This window comes from Nesterenkonia aethiopica, from assembly GCF_039534665.1.
Lineage (GTDB): Bacteria > Actinomycetota > Actinomycetes > Actinomycetales > Micrococcaceae > Nesterenkonia > Nesterenkonia aethiopica.
Map to the genome: position 1 here is coordinate 1 of NZ_BAAAVT010000015.1, position 14,601 is coordinate 14,601.

The 14,601-nt window shown below is 69.5% G+C and carries 10 protein-coding genes; 1 reads left to right on the plus strand and 9 read right to left on the minus strand.

Going from position 1 to position 14,601, the window contains the following annotated elements; genetic code table 11:
- The 9 genes from ABD658_RS11535 to ABD658_RS11575 all read right to left on the minus strand — a co-directional run.
- On the minus strand, positions 1-916 hold a 916-nt coding region (locus ABD658_RS11535; RefSeq protein WP_344744597.1), incomplete at its 3' end, for an IS256 family transposase.
- Positions 917-2,006: 1,090 nt separating this feature from the next.
- Positions 2,007-2,828 (minus strand): carbon-nitrogen hydrolase family protein, encoded by an 822-nt coding sequence (locus tag ABD658_RS11540; protein ID WP_344681096.1) that lies wholly within the window; start codon positions 2,826-2,828, stop codon positions 2,007-2,009.
- Between the two features lie 38 nt (positions 2,829-2,866).
- Complete coding sequence (locus tag ABD658_RS11545; protein ID WP_344681094.1) at positions 2,867-3,451, minus strand: DinB family protein; 585 nt, start codon at positions 3,449-3,451, stop codon at positions 2,867-2,869.
- Positions 3,452-3,646: 195 nt separating this feature from the next.
- Positions 3,647-5,533 carry an ABC transporter family substrate-binding protein gene (locus tag ABD658_RS11550; RefSeq protein ID WP_344681092.1) on the minus strand — a complete coding sequence of 629 codons (1,887 nt, stop codon included), beginning with the start codon at positions 5,531-5,533 and terminating at the stop codon, positions 3,647-3,649.
- A 136-nt stretch (positions 5,534-5,669) separates the two neighbouring features.
- Positions 5,670-7,862 (minus strand): dipeptide ABC transporter ATP-binding protein, encoded by a 2,193-nt coding sequence (locus ABD658_RS11555; RefSeq protein ID WP_344681090.1) that lies wholly within the window; start codon positions 7,860-7,862, stop codon positions 5,670-5,672.
- Positions 7,859-8,803: an ABC transporter permease gene (locus tag ABD658_RS11560; protein ID WP_070160229.1), complete on the minus strand. Its 945-nt coding sequence runs from the start codon at positions 8,801-8,803 to the stop codon at positions 7,859-7,861. The genes ABD658_RS11555 and ABD658_RS11560 overlap by 4 nt, the downstream gene beginning before the upstream one ends.
- A gap of 3 nt (positions 8,804-8,806) precedes the next feature.
- Positions 8,807-9,802 (minus strand): ABC transporter permease, encoded by a 996-nt coding sequence (locus ABD658_RS11565; protein WP_344681087.1) that lies wholly within the window; start codon positions 9,800-9,802, stop codon positions 8,807-8,809.
- A 754-nt stretch (positions 9,803-10,556) separates the two neighbouring features.
- Positions 10,557-12,995, minus strand: coding sequence for an ATP-binding cassette domain-containing protein (locus ABD658_RS11570; protein WP_344681085.1), 2,439 nt, complete (start codon positions 12,993-12,995; stop codon positions 10,557-10,559).
- Between the two features lie 4 nt (positions 12,996-12,999).
- Positions 13,000-13,677 carry an ECF transporter S component gene (locus ABD658_RS11575; RefSeq protein ID WP_083277504.1) on the minus strand — a complete coding sequence of 226 codons (678 nt, stop codon included), beginning with the start codon at positions 13,675-13,677 and terminating at the stop codon, positions 13,000-13,002.
- A 481-nt stretch (positions 13,678-14,158) separates the two neighbouring features.
- Between ABD658_RS11575 and ABD658_RS11580 the strand changes: the two genes are divergently transcribed.
- Complete coding sequence (locus tag ABD658_RS11580; RefSeq protein WP_083277505.1) at positions 14,159-14,431, plus strand: DUF4235 domain-containing protein; 273 nt, start codon at positions 14,159-14,161, stop codon at positions 14,429-14,431.
- Positions 14,432-14,601: the final 170 nt, after the last annotated feature.

Sequence of the window (14,601 nt, forward strand, 5' to 3'; positions counted from 1 at the left end):
GCTTCTCTGCGACATAGTCCAGCAGCCGGTCGAATTGAGCAGTCACGCTGGCCGGGTCGGGCTGGTCATAGACGCTGTGCAGCATCGCTTTGACCGCAGGCCACATGCTCTTCGGACACACGCTCATCAGGTTGGCCGCATAGTGGGTCCGGCACCGCTGCCAACAGGCTCCGGGCAGATTCGCAGCAATCGCTTCGACCAGCCCGGCGTGAGCATCGGAGGTGACCATCTTGACCCCGGTCAGACCGCGGGCGACCAGGTCGGCGAAGAAGGTGTTCCAGGCGGTGGCGGTCTCTGCGGTGGCGACCTGGACTCCCAAGACCTCGCGGTGACCATCGGCGTTGACTCCGGTGGCCACCAGCACCACCGCGTTGATGACTCGGCCGCCTTCACGGACCTTCATGGTCAGCGCGTCAGCGGCGACGAAGGTGAACGGGCCAGCCTCGCCCAGCGGGCGGGTGCGGAATTCGGTGATGTGTTCATCGAGGTCGGTGGCCATCCTGGAGACCTGGGACTTCGACAACGAATGGATGCCAAGAGCCTTGACCAGCTTGTCCATCCGGCGGGTGGAGACCCCGGCCAGGTAGGCATCAGCGACCACGGTGATCATCGCCGATTCGGCCCGTTTGCGCCGTTCGAGCAGCCATTCGGGGAAGTAGGTGCCTTGGCGGAGTTTGGGCACGGCGACGTCGATGGTGCCAACCCGGGTATCGAGGTCGCGGTGGCGGTACCCGTTGCGGTGGGTAGTCCGCTGCGCGCTGGGCTTGCCGTACTCCGCACCGATGACAGCGTCAGCATCGGCTGAGAGCAGGGCGTTGATCATGGTCTGCAGCAGATCACGGAGCAGATCTGGTGAGGCCTGACCCAGGGCTTCCTTCAACACGGTGGCAGGGTCGAGAATATGGGTAGCGGTCATCGTGGTGATGTCCTTTCGAGTGGGTTGTAGGAGATTCCTCGAAGGGGTCACCCGATGGCCGCGTCCACGTTCAAGACGAAGATGGTCACGGCCTCGGGAGGGTTACACCACTCTATGGGGCACTACTCCAGGACCGCTAACGCCTCATCCCCCCCCCCGCTTCCCCGATGGATCCAGTACCTGAAGCTCGACCGGGATGTGGCATAGCCAGACCCTGCCCCCAATACCATTCCTGACACACGTCCCCGAGGCTGACAGGGTCGGCAACGCCGCTGAGGGCAAACGGTGCCAACTTCCTACTTAGCCCCAACGGCGTCGACGCGTCTCACAATCCACGCGGTCGCCGATGGACACTAGGGCAGGCAACACGGGTCACGCGCGTCGGTTCCACGTGTTCCGCCCCAACCGGGCAATGACCGCACCAAGCACGGTGTCGGCAACGCGACTGGGAGCCTATGATCATGCGGCTTTCGCGGCGAAGCGCCGCCTATCCCACCGTGCCCATCAGTTCGGCGGGCGCCCTGTGGACCGTCCTTGGCGTCCCCATGGAGCTCGGGGTCCCCTGGGGAGGCTTCTCGCAGCGGCCATCATCTGAGTGACGGTCCTGACCACGCCTTCGGCACTCATCGCCACGGCCACGGGTGCCGTCGTCTCGCTGCTGCAGTTCTCGGCGCTGCGGGGGCCGCACCTGGCCGCGCCGCAGCGCCGGCCGGCGTCGCCTCCGCGGCGGGAGCCGGTCTGCTCGCCCGGTGGACCCTGGGCTCGGGATGGCCCCTTCCCGCCCATGCCGTGCCGCTGGCCGCCACCTTCGCCGGAGTCGCCTTGGCGTGGTCGGCTCGGACGCCTCAGGCGCCGTGGGCCGAAACCGCGCTGGCCCGGGCCGTCCACGTCTCCCTGCAGGTCACGATCGGGATGGCCGCCCTGGCCGCCGTCGTCGGAGTCCTACTGGGCCCCTTCCCTGGACATGCCAAGGCTCGAGGGCTCCTGGCTTTTCCCGTGGGTGGCCGCCGGCCTGACCTTCCCCGTCACGACGCTGGGAGTGACCCTGTGCCGGCTGATCCGGAACCGGCGCACCACAGCCGCCTGAGCCTCAGCCCTGCGGGATCTCCCGGGCGTTGGCCAGCACCGGCAGCTTCTCCCGGGCGGCGGCCACGACGTCGGCGTCGAGGTCGGCGACCAGCAGCTCCGGGGCCTCGCCGGCCTCGGCGAGCACCTCCCCGGTGGGCGAGACGATCATGGAGTGCCCCACCCCGGTGGGCGCCCCCTCCACGGCCTCGACCCCGACCGCTGCGGGCAGGCCCTGACCGCACGCGATCACGTACTGGGTGGAGTCCAGCGCCCGGGCGCGGGCCAGCAGCCGCCACTGGTCCACCTTCCCGGGTCCGGCACCCCAGGACGCCGGCAGGATGGTGGCCAGCGCTCCGGCCCGGGCGTGGGCGGTGAACAGGTTCGGGAAACGGATGTCGTAACAGGTCGCCAGGCCGAGGAGATCACCGTCGAGAGTGAACCGCGCCGGCTCCTCACCGGGGGCCACGGTCTTGGACTCCTGGAAGCCGAAGGCGTCATAGAGATGGATCTTGTCGTAGGTGGCCAGCACGCCCTCGCCGTCCACCGCCAGCAGCGTGTTGGTCACCCGCGCCCGGCCCTGCTCCCCCGGCTCGGCCGGAGTGAACATGCCGGCGACGATCGCGATCCCATGACGCCGCGCGATCTCACGCAGCCGAGCGCCCCAGGGGCCGTCCACGGGCTCGGCGACGGAGGTCAGCGTGTGGCCGAAGGCCCGCTGGACGGCTTCGGGGAAGACCACCAGCTCGGCGCCGGCCTCGGCCGCCCGGCCGGCCCACTCGTCCACGAGCTCCAAGTTCTGCCGCGGGTCCTCACCGGTGACGATCTGTGCCGCTGCGATACGCATGACACCAGCCTACGCGTCGATCCGGAGCCAACCCCGCCTCAGAGGAACTCATCGGCGAGGCGCTGCAGCTCCTCCACATGCGTGTGCCAGTCGGAGATCTCCGCCTCCGGCATGTTGTCGTTCCCAGGCCGCATGCCCACCGCCCCGTCGAGGAGCTCACGCAGGATGTCCGCATGGCCGGCATGCCGGGCGGTCTCCACGATGAGATGGACCACCAGCCGCCCGAGGGTCGTGCGGCCGTTCTCACCCCACCAGGGCACCTGGGCAGGCGCGTCCAGGCCCAGGTCGGCGACGGCGTCGTCGGTGGTACGCCACGCCGTCCGGTAGAAGTCCAGCACCCAGTCCCTGCTCTCCTCCTCCGTGGCGAAGAGGTCCGCGTTGAACGCGGCGCCGTCCTCCAGCCACGGCATCGGCACCGGGCTGGGGCGCCCCAGTGGGGCCGTGAAGTACCCCATCTCCATGCTGGCCACATGTTTGACCAGGCCCAGCAGGTTCGTCCCGGTGGGGGTCAGGGGGCGGCGGGCATCGTGCTCCGTCACGCCGTCGAGCTTCCAGATCATCGCCTCGCGCAGCCCGTGCAGGTACCGCAGGAGCATCTCCGCCTCAGCGTCCACATCACTCATGGCGGCACTGTAGGAGATGACGGGCCCGGGGAACAGGCTCCCCGGCCGCCGACCCGGACATCTCCGGCCCGCCCATCACCGACCCGCCGACACAAGATCGCGGACGGCCGGGATGGATCACTCGCACCTGTCCATCCCGACCGCCCGCGACCGGTCTTCATGCCGACGACGGCCCGTCACCCGGGCCGTGCGGGATCACTCCTCGTCGGTGTCCTCGTCCTCCTCCTCGACGTCCTCCTCGTCGGTGTCCTCCTCGTCGGTGTCCTCTTCGTCGGTGTCCTCGAGCTCCTCGGCGTCCACACCGGTGTCGGTGCCGTCGTGGCCGGCGTCGGACTCCCAGCCGACCAGCGTCCAGTCACGGGTCTCGAACAGGCTCGGCCCGTAGTTCGCCAGACCCTCGCGGAAGGCCGTGATCACGGGCCCGTTCGAGTACGCCAGGTAGTGGAAGTAGGTGCTCAGTGCCTCCTGCTCGATGGCATGGGCCTCGGCGAACCGCTCGTCGTCGTCCTCGATGCCGAAGAGCTCGCTGATCCGCTCGTCCAGCTCCTCGTCTCCCAGGCCGGTCAGGTTGCCGTCCCCAGTGGAGTAGAACTGGTTCGGGGCGCTGGTCGGGTCAGCCCCGGCCTTGCCGTAGCACATGTTGACCAATCCGAAGTCGCGGTTGCCCACCACGTCCCCGAACTGCCCGGAGCCCTGGTTGTTGATGTCCAGGTTGATGCCGACCCCGGCCGCCATGGACTGGGCGGCCTGGGTCATCGCCTGGTTGATCGGGTCATCGCCGAAGGTGTTGAACACCACCCGCAGCTCCTCGCCGTCCCGGCTGCGGTACTCGTCCCCCTCATCCTCGAAGACCCAGCCGGCCTCCTCCAGGACGTCGGCCGCACCCTCCGGGTCGTCGTCCTCCACGGGGTAGCCGTCCTCGTACCGGTCATCGAACGGCATCATCAACCACGATCCGGGGGTGTCCTCCTCCCAGTTGATGCCCTCGAACTGGATCGCCGCCAGCTGCTCCCGGTCCAGGACCCGGAAGATCGCCTCACGCACGGCGACATCGTCGAGAGTGGTGGCATCCCCGTTCAGCACGAAGCCACAGGTCGCCATGCGCTGACCGCGCCGGATGTCATACCCCTCGTCCGACCACTCCGTCAGCTCCTCATAGCGAGGACGGGTGGCGATTCCGACGGCGTCGATCTCCCCGTTCTGGAACGCGGGGATGGTCGCGCTGGTCTCATAGGCGGCGAAGTTCAGCCGCTCCAGCACCGGCTCCTCGCCCCACCAGTTCTCGTTGGGGACCAGGGAGATCACATTCGCGGCCACGTCCATGACATCCACGGTGAAGGGACCGGCCCGGTACTCGGGCCGCACATCGTTGACGAAGCCGTCGTTGAACTCCTCCGGGGTGTCCACGTCAGGGTGGATGATGGGGCTGTCACCGGTGCTCCCCGCGTTGAAGATGCTCTGCCAGGGCTGGTACATCTCCGCCATGGTGACGGTGAAGTGCCACTCGTCCTCGCCCTGCTCGATGCTCTCGATCTGGTCGTAGGCCGTCGTGGACACCAAGTCATAGCCCTCTTCGGCTCCCGAGCGGATCGCCACGGTGTGCTCGTAGGTCTCGAAGTCGATGGGCGTGCCGTCGTTCCAGACGGCCTCCGGGTTCAGCTCGTAGTGCAGGATCTGGGTGCCGTCGTCGGTGGTCTCCTGCTCTGCGGAGAGGAAGTAGTCCTCGTTGAGGACGTAGTCGCCCTCAGGGTCCAGCCTCCAGGCGCTGGCGGTGTGCACCGCGCTGAGGATCTGGCGGGTGTCGGAGGCGTTGCCCGCATTGGTCAGGCCGTTGAAGTTGGGCCCGAGGTGGCCGATGGGCAGAGTCAGCTGACCGCCGTCCTGCAGGTCCGCCGGGTCCTGGGCGTTGATGTCATAGACCTCCGCGAGGTCGCCGCTCAGACCCGCCTGCTCGGGTCCCCCACCCCCGCTCCCGCCGCCGTCGCCGTTGCCGCAGGCCGACAGGGCCAGCGCTCCGGCCGCCAGGACGGCCATCGGCAGCGCGGCTCGGCGCCGCGGAATCCTCGTCTTCCGGTGCTGCATAGGTACTCTCCTCCTGTGCGATGATGCGGATGCCCACCTCCGCTGGTGGGTGCCCGCCGACGCCGCTGCGCCGGGTCGGGCACCATGACCGGCCAGGCGGGCTTCTCCTGGGCCGGATGCTCTGATGCGGACGCGCTCAGTTCACGGCCGCCTCCCGAGTGCTCAGCAGGTCCGCAGGATGATGGCAGGCGACGCGCTGATCGACGTCGTCCTCCCCGGCCAGCGGCTCCAGCACCGGCTCCACCTCCTGGCAGGACCTCCGCTTCTCCTCCGGCAGGAGCCGATACAGCGGACAGCGGGGCCGGAAGCTGCACCCGTCGGGCACATTCGTCGGCGAGGGGAGGTCCCCCTCCAGCACCAGGTGCGTCCGGGTGGACTCCACCTCCGGGTCCGGCACCGGGATGGCCGAGAGCAGCGCCTGGGTGTACGGGTGCCGCGGGCGCTCATAGATCTGCTCCACGTCACCGACCTCCACGAACCGACCCAGGTACATGACCGCCACCCGGTCCGAGATGTGCCGGACCACCGAGAGATCATGGGCGACCATCACATAGGAGAGCCCCAGCTCCGACTTCAGCCGCTGCAGCAGGTTCACCACCCCCGCCTGGATGGAGACGTCCAGGGCGGAGACGGGCTCGTCGAGCACGATCACCTTCGGGTCCAGCGCCAGGGCGCGCGCGATGCCGATGCGCTGCCGCTGCCCTCCGGAGAACGCGTTGGGGAACCGGTCCAGGTGGTCCGGCTGCAGCCCGACGATGCCGATGAGCTCCATGACCCGCCGGGAGATGCGATCGGCCTCCCAGCCCTGCGCCTGCATGGGCTCCGCCAGCAGCTCGAAGACCGTCTGCCGCGGCGAGAGCGCCCCGGTGGGGTCCTGGAACACCATCTGGATGCCCGCCCGCAGCTCCTTCGGCGCCCGGTGCCGCTTCTTCGAGCCGGCCACCGTGGTGCCGTTGACGTGCAGCGTCGAACCCTCCGGCGGGTCCAGCTCCATGATCTCCAGCAACGTGGTGCTCTTGCCGGACCCGGACTCGCCCACGATGGAGAAGCACTCCGCCTCACGGACGTCGAAGCTGACGTCATCGACGGCCTGCACCACGCCCAGGCGGCGCTTCAGCAGCCGGGAGCGCAGCTCGAACCGGCGGCTCAGGTGCTCGACCTCCAGCACGGTCTCCCGACTCTCGCGCGTGGTCAGCTCGATCGCGGAGGGCTGAACACGCTCGACGCCGTAGACCTCCCGCGGGTCCGAACGCAGCGCCTCCTCCAGCCGCAGGCAGGCCGCGCTGTGCAGCGCCACCTGAGGCAGCGCCGCCCCGTCACCTGACGAGCAGTCGTCACGGGCCGAGGCTCCTGGTACGGGGCGCAGCACCGGCTCCTCCTGGCGGCACTGTTCGGCCGCCATCGGACAGCGCGGAGCGAACGGGCAGCCGAGCGGCGGCTGCGTCAGATTCGGGGGCTGGCCTGGGATCGTGGCCAGCGCGTGCTCCGGGGAGACGTCCAGCCGAGGCACCGCCGCGATGAGGCCCATCGTGTATGGCATGGATGGTTGGGCGAAGACCTCCCGGGTGGTGCCGCGCTCCACCGGCCGACCGGCGTACATGACCACCAGGTGGTCGGCGAGGCCGGCGACCACCCCGAGATCGTGGGTGATCATCACGATCGCCGCCCCGGTCTCCCGCTGGGCCACCTTCAGCAGCTCCAGGACCTGCGCCTGCACGGTGACGTCCAGGGCGGTGGTCGGCTCGTCGCAGATGATGACCTTCGGGTCGTTGGCCATCGCCATGGCGATCATGACGCGCTGACGCATGCCGCCGGAGAACTCGTGGGGGAAGTTCTTCAGCCGTTCCTCAGGCGAGGGGATGCCCACCTTGGTCAGCAGCTCGGCGGCGCGGGCCTCCTTCTGCTGCCGAGTCATCTCCGGATGGTGGTTGCCGATGGCGTCGGTGATCTGCTGGCCGATGGACAGCACGGGGGTCAGCGAGCTCAGCGGGTCCTGGAACACCATGGAGATGGTGTTCCCCCGGTGCCGGCTCATCTGCTTGTCGCTGAGCCCGAGCACGGACTCTCCGGCGAGCACGACCTCTCCGTCCACACGGGCGGACTCGGGCAGCAGACCCATGATGGCCATCGAGGTCACGGACTTCCCCGAACCGGACTCCCCCACGATGCCCAGAACCTCCCCGGCACGCAGGTCGAAGTCCACGCCCCGGACCGCATGCACGGTGCCGGACTCCGAAGGGAAGCGCACGTTGAGGTCCCGCACGGAGAGGACCACCTCCGGGCCCCCGGCGGTCTGCCGCCGGTCTGTCACTGCTGGCGTGGTGCTCATACTCGGGCTCGACCTCCTGCTCGCGACTCCGGATCGAGGGCGTCCCGCAGTCCGTCGTTGATCAGCATCAGCGCCACGACGATCAGCCCGAAGGCGATGACCGGCGCCCAGAACATCCATGGCTGCTGGCCGAAGACATAGCTGCGGGCCTGGTAGATGAGCAGCCCCAGCGAGGTCTCCGGCACGCTGACCCCGATGCCCAGGAAGGACAGGGAGATCTCCGCGAGGATCGCACCCCAGATGCTGGTGGTCGCGTTGATGATCGCCAGGGAGGCCAGGTTCGGGGTCAGGTGCCGCCACACGATGCGCAGCGGGTGCACCCCCATGAAACGTGCCGCCTTCACGAACTCACGGTCCACGAAGGACAGGGACATCCCCCGGATGAGACGCGCTGAGGCCATCCAGCCGAAGAAGACCATGATGAACGCCAACGTCACGGGCCCGCCGTCGCGCCCGGTCATGATGATGCCGATCAGGATGATCTGCGGAAACATGATCAGCGCCTCGATGAACCACATCAGGGTGCGGTCCACCCACTTGCCGAAGTACGCCATCGCACAGCCGGCCAGCAGGGACATCAGCGGCGTCAGGATGCCGACGACCAGCCCGATCATCAGGGAGGTGCGGGTGCCCTGCGCCAGCAGCGCCACCATGTCGATGCCGGCCGAGTTCGTCCCCAGCCAGTGCTCGGCGCTCGGCCCCGTCCCCAGGTTCAGGAAGTCCTGCTCCGTGTAGTGCCACGGGGTGAGCAGATGCCCGAAGAGCGCAAACGCACCCAGCAGAGCCAGCAGCGCCACGCCGACGAGGGCCAGCCGGTTGCGCACGAACCGCCGGGCGATGAGCCGCTTCTTGCCCATCGGCTTGAACTCCACCGGCTGCTCCGGCAGCTCGTCCGCGGCGGCGCGCGAGTTCTCCACGGCGCTGATCGGGGTGATGGACATGGGTCACAGCCTCACTCTCGGGTCGACCAGGGAGGTGAAGAAGTCGGCCAGCATCGCGCCGATGGCGAAGATGATGCACCCGTAGAAGACGATCGCCACCGAGGCGTTGACGTCATGGGCGTGCAGGGCCCGCAGTCCCCAGGAGCCCAGCCCGTCCCAGTTGAAGACCATCTCGGCCATCACGGTTCCGGTGAACAGCGCGGGAATGGTGAAGGCGATGGACTGCGCCGTCGGGACGAAGGACACGCGCAGCGCATGCTTCCGGATCGCCTGACTGCGGGTCAGCCCCGTGGCGCGAGCCGTGCGGACGAAGTCTGCGTTGACGAAGTCCAGCAGGTACTGGCGCTGGGAGATCTGCATGGAGGCCCAGCCGAAGAGCGTCATCGCCACGGTGGGCACCGTGTAGTGGGCCGCCATGTCCACGAACTGGTTCCAGGCCCCCTCGACGCCGATGCTGCGGAACCCGGTGACGTAGAAGATCTGCTGGCCGGCGGCCTCGTTGACCCAGATCGCCCCCCGCTGGACCAGCAGGTAGGCCACCGGCACCGGCACGATCATCGTGAAGTAGGAGTACCAGGTGCTGGCCCGGTCCCCGAACCGGTACTGCCGGGCCGCCGCGTAGACGCCGAGCAGGATTCCGATGACCATGGTCAGCACCGTGGCGACCAGCGTCAGCTGGGTGGAGATCCACACCCGGATGGCGAACTCGTCGTTGACGTAGCCGCCGTTGGGAGTCCGGCCCCAGTCCCACTGGGTGAGGATTCCGGTCAGCCACACCCAGTACCGCTGGAGCGCGTTCTGGTCCGGATCAAGATCCAGCCGCCGCAGCGAGTCCTGGACGTTCGCCCGGCTGACCTCAGGATCCACCCCGCCGCCCATGATGTCCGCGAGCTGGGCCTCGGGATTGAAGAAGCTGACGGCCATGAGATAGGCCAGCGAGGTCACCGCGAAGGTCATCACGGCGTAGCGGACGCCCCGCAGAGCCAGGAACTTCAGCATCCCGCCTCCTCGACTCCTCGCGGACGGCTCCGCTGACGCGACCGCACCTCGGGAGTCGGACGCGCCGTGGTCCGCTGGACGACGCTGATCGGGATTCTCACGGACGGTTTCCTCACGTGGCTCGGCACGGCCCCGGCGGGGCGTGACGCCGTCCGCGCAGTCCGCTCCATCTGGAGGCCGTCCGGCACGGCGCGACCTCGGCCGAAGGCGTCTCTGGCCTCGGCGGAGCGGCCCCTTCCGGGGCTGAAGCCGCGGTCGGCCCGTCAGGTGACTGGCCGATCAGCCCGGTGGCGCCTTCCTCAATCATGGTGCGAGCAGCTCGAGCGGCGCAGCTGGTGTCTGTTGCAGGTGGCAACACTCTACGTCGAGAGTCGAGCCCGCTGAAGAGGGTGGATGAAACTGATGCGCATGAGCATCTGGTCATCTTCAGGTCACACGGGACTCCGCCGGCGAGTCACCTCGCCAACCCATGACGCAGGGGCCCATCTTCCCTGCCTCCTGACAGCGAGAGGAGGATCTGCAACACATCTTTCGCAATTCCGCGCGAATCCGGGGATGCCTCCCTCCGAAGACCCCGCGCCGAACCGCTCCCCGACGATGAGGTGAGCCCGGCCACATCGCCGTCGAGGAGTTGGTGGCCCTGAGCCGCCAGAACGCCCCCACACGGCCCCCACTCGCCGCCCACACCCTCAGCCGCTGAGAAATGTTTCACAATGTGACAGCGTGCACGGCGACGTCGGAGCGGATCCCGCCGTCACCACACAGGGTTCCATTCCCCGCTCAGGATCGCCGCCGTCAGCGCGACCCCCGCCAGCAGGGCACCGCCGAGGACCACTGGGACGTCCACGACGCCGAAGCGCGCCGGCCGTGCCCACGTACGAGGTCCCGCACCGAACCCGCGGGACTCCATGGTCACCGCCAGCCGGACGGCGACCCGGATGGCCTGCACCAGCAGCCCGAACGCCTGCGAGCACGTAGCGCGCACCTTCCCGGCGAATCCGCCCTGCGTGCCGATCCCCCGGGCCCGACGTGCGAGCCCGATGGTCACCCAGTGCTGGGCCAACAGGCCGAGCAGCCGCATCGCTGCCAGCGCACCCAGCACGAAGCGCGCCGGGAGCCGCAGCTGCTGGGCCAGCGCATCGGCCAGGTCCGTCGGGTCCGTGGTGGAGAAGACGATCACCGAAGGCAGCACCACCGCGAGCGCTCGGGCCCCCATGGCAATCCCCAGCTCCACGGAGCCTTCGCTGACGGTGGTGACGCCGAAGTCCAGCAGCACCGCCCCGGACTCCTCGGCCGCGATGGCGGTCCCCCAGACGGCCACCACCGCTCCCACCGCGAACGGCCAGATGCGTCTCAGGAACTGCCCCAGTCGCAGCCCGGCCAACGGCAGCACCAGGAAGCTGGCGACGATCACCACCGCCGAGCTGACCCAGTCCATCGTGGAGACCAGAGCGGCGGTCACGAGCAGCACGGCGAACAGTTTGGCCAGCGCATTCGAGCCGCCGAGCCAGGACGTCGATCGCACCCCGGTCAGCATCGGGGCGGCCGCTCCCGCGCTGCGGGTCCCCGCGGAGGAGGAGACGGCGCCCGCACCCGGCTCCCCGAGGCGCAGCTCCTCGGCCTCCAGCGCCCGCAGGAACGCCTCGTCATGGGTCACCGCCACCACGGTGCCGCCGTCGCGCAGATGCTCACGCAGCAGCCCGATCAGGGCGGCGAACGTGTGGGCGTCCTGGCCGAAGGTCGGCTCGTCCAGCATGAGCACCTCCGGACCTGCAGCGAGCACCGTGCCCACCGAGAGCCTGCGCTTCTCCCCGCCCGAGAGCGTGAAAGGGTTCGCCTCAGCCAGCGCGGTCAGTCGCAGCCGCTCGAGCAGCCGATCAACCCGCTGCTCGACCTCATGCTCGCTGAACAGCGGCTGGTCGCCGCCGGGCCGCCGGGCTTGGCGGGCACCGAGGGCGAGCTCCTCACGCACCGTGGGCCGGACGAACTGATGCTCAGGCTCCTGGAAGACCAGGCCGATGCGGGCCACGAGGTCAGCAGAGCGCCACCGATGCGGATCATCCGGGAGCTCGCCGCCGTCGGCCCCTTTGAGCCGGTCCGCGGCGACGAGCCGGCCACCATGGACCGGGATCAGCCCCGCCAGGCTCAGCAGCAGCGTGGACTTGCCCGCGCCGTTGCGGCCGGTGATGCCCAACGCACGTCCGGCCGGGAGCGCGACGTCCACCCCGTGGAGCACCGGGACCGGAGCCGGACGGTTCGACCTCCGCCGGGGCGGCCTCTCCCGGGAGACGGCGAGCTCCTCGCCGGTGAGCAGCGGCGCAGGCGACGCGGCCCCGGCGGGATGGAGCGCGGTCCCCCAGGTGGCCTCCGACACCGGGTCGTGGCCGGGCACCCACAGGCCCAGCTGCACGAGGTCGGCACGCAGGTCGGCGTCGTCGTGGACCCGGGCGGCCGGAAGCCGGTGCCGCACCCCGCCGGCGGCGTCGAGGACGATCAGCGTGTCCACGTGATCCACCCAGGTGGCCAGCCGATGCTCGACCACCAGCAGGGTGGAGCCGTGCCGGCGGCAGGCCTCGACGACGGCGTCGCGCACCCGGTCGGTGCCTTCCGAGTCGAGGTTGGCGGTGGGCTCGTCGAGCAGCAGCAAGCCCGGTCGCATCGCCAGGATGCCGGCCAGTGCGAGACGCTGCTTCTGCCCGCCGGAGAGCCGAGCGGTGGGGTGGTCGAGCAGGTCGCGGGTCTCCTCGGAGGTTCCGGCCAGGCCCGTCTCCTGCAGCACCTGGTGCACACGGTCCCAGATCTCGGCCCGCGCCACCGCCAGGTTCTCCGGGGCGAAGGCGACGTCGTCCCCCATGCGGGAGAGCACCACCTGGGCCTCCGGATCCTGCTGCATCAGCCCCACCGCGCCGCGGGCCTGGTGCGGGGTGAGCCCGTCGACCAGCAGCTCGCCGGAGGTGACGGCCTCGTCGTCGTGCAGCACTCCGGCCAGGCCGTGCAGCAAGGTCGACTTCCCGGCCCCCGAGGCGCCCACCAGCAGGGCCTTCTCCCCGGGCTCCAGGCGCAGATCCAGCCCGTCCACCGCCGGGGCGGGGCGATCCGCATGCTGGTAGCTCCATCCTCGGACGTCGACGCCGGCGCCCGCGGCAGGGCTCTGGACAGGGGCGTCGGGGGCGGGAGCGGGGTCCGGCCTCATCGCCTCAGCCCTCACGACGACGGCGCAGCACCGGCTCCTGATGCGCCCGGCGCGAGGCCAGCGGCCCCAGCACCGAGGTGGCCGCGAGCCCGCGGGTGGCCAGCCAGGACAGCAGGCCGGCGATGATCGCCCCGGAGAGCGTGAAGCATCCGATGTGGATGAAGGTCTCCAGCGGCGCGTAGGCGTACATGGGGATGATCCAGTGATAGGTCGCTCCGCCGAAGAACCCGGACAGGGCCCCGGCGAGCATCGCAACCTCCAGGGTGTAGCGCCGGTAGAGGAACGCCAGGAAGATCAGCTCCGCACCCAGGCCCTGCACGAAGCCGGAGGACAGCACGGTCAGACCCCACTGGGAGCCCAGCAGGGCCGAGACGACCGCGGCGACCATCTCGCAGTAGATGGCGGCGCCGGGCTTGCGGATGATCAGCATCCCCAGCACCGCGGGGAAGAGCCACATGCCGTGCACCAGGGTGGCGGCCGGCGGGTAGGCGGCGAAGAGTCCCCCGACGACGTGATAGCTCAGGTTCCATCCCCAGAAGATGACGCCGGAGGCCACTGCCAGGGTGGAGGCGACGACGATCTCCGAGACCGTCCAGCGGAAGGTCCTGGGGGCCCCGGATGCGGACTGGCCGGCCGCCGGGCCGTGCGTTCCGCGCGAGGCGGTCTGTTCAGTGCTGCTCATGATGCTCCCTCGTGTGACGAGCGTGGACCACGAGCACGCAGGGAGGGAGCCGGTCCTGCCCACCGCGGGCCCATGCGGCCCGATGCCGCGGTCTCCGCCGTCGGCGGGTGCGACGGACGGCCCGCCGGGCAGCGGGGCGCCGTCGTCGCGATGCGGCACGCGAGGAGCAGATCCGGCATCCGAGGACAGCTCGACTTCCTGCGCAGGCGTTGTCCCGGCGTCGTGCCGGTGTTGTCCTGATCAGGTTCGAGGGTCTGGGCCGTGTGCCCACTCTCAGCGCCGTGCCGTGCCCGCGTCCGCAGGCCCGGGAAGCGCTCCCCTGTCGTGTCTCGAATGACGTCCACCACAGTAGCGCATCCGGGCCGCCTGCCGGTTAGGCTGGTGACGGTGCAGGGCGTCCTCGGGCGCCCTTGCCGCAGCAGGGTCCACCGGACCTGCGCCGACGTGCTGCCGAGCCCGCATCCCACCACCAGGAGTGCTGATGGACAAGATCATGGACAAGCTGCTGACCACCGGGATCTCCCTGGCCGGAGGTTTCGTCGCCACGAAGGCCTTCGAGTTCGCCTGGAGGCAGGCCACCGGCGAGGACTCCCCCCGTGGTTCCGATGACGAGGATATCTCGCTGCAGAAGGCCCTGGTCTTCGCGGTCTCCTCGGCAGCCATCTCCGCCGGGGTGCAGGTGCTCTCCCAGCGCGGCGCCAAGGCATCCATGAAGAAGATCAAGGCGGCCTACGCGGACAAGGCCGAGGTCTGAGCCGACCGCACGCCCTCCTCGGGCTCCCCCATCGAGGAGTCACATTCCGGCATGTCCTGCGCTGCTGACGCGCTCCATCGCCCCTCGGATCTGCCGGAAGATGACTCCTCGATGTGTCAGGTCGACGTGTCCTGCAGCGGTGAGGCACGTGGCGACCACGCCGCACCCGC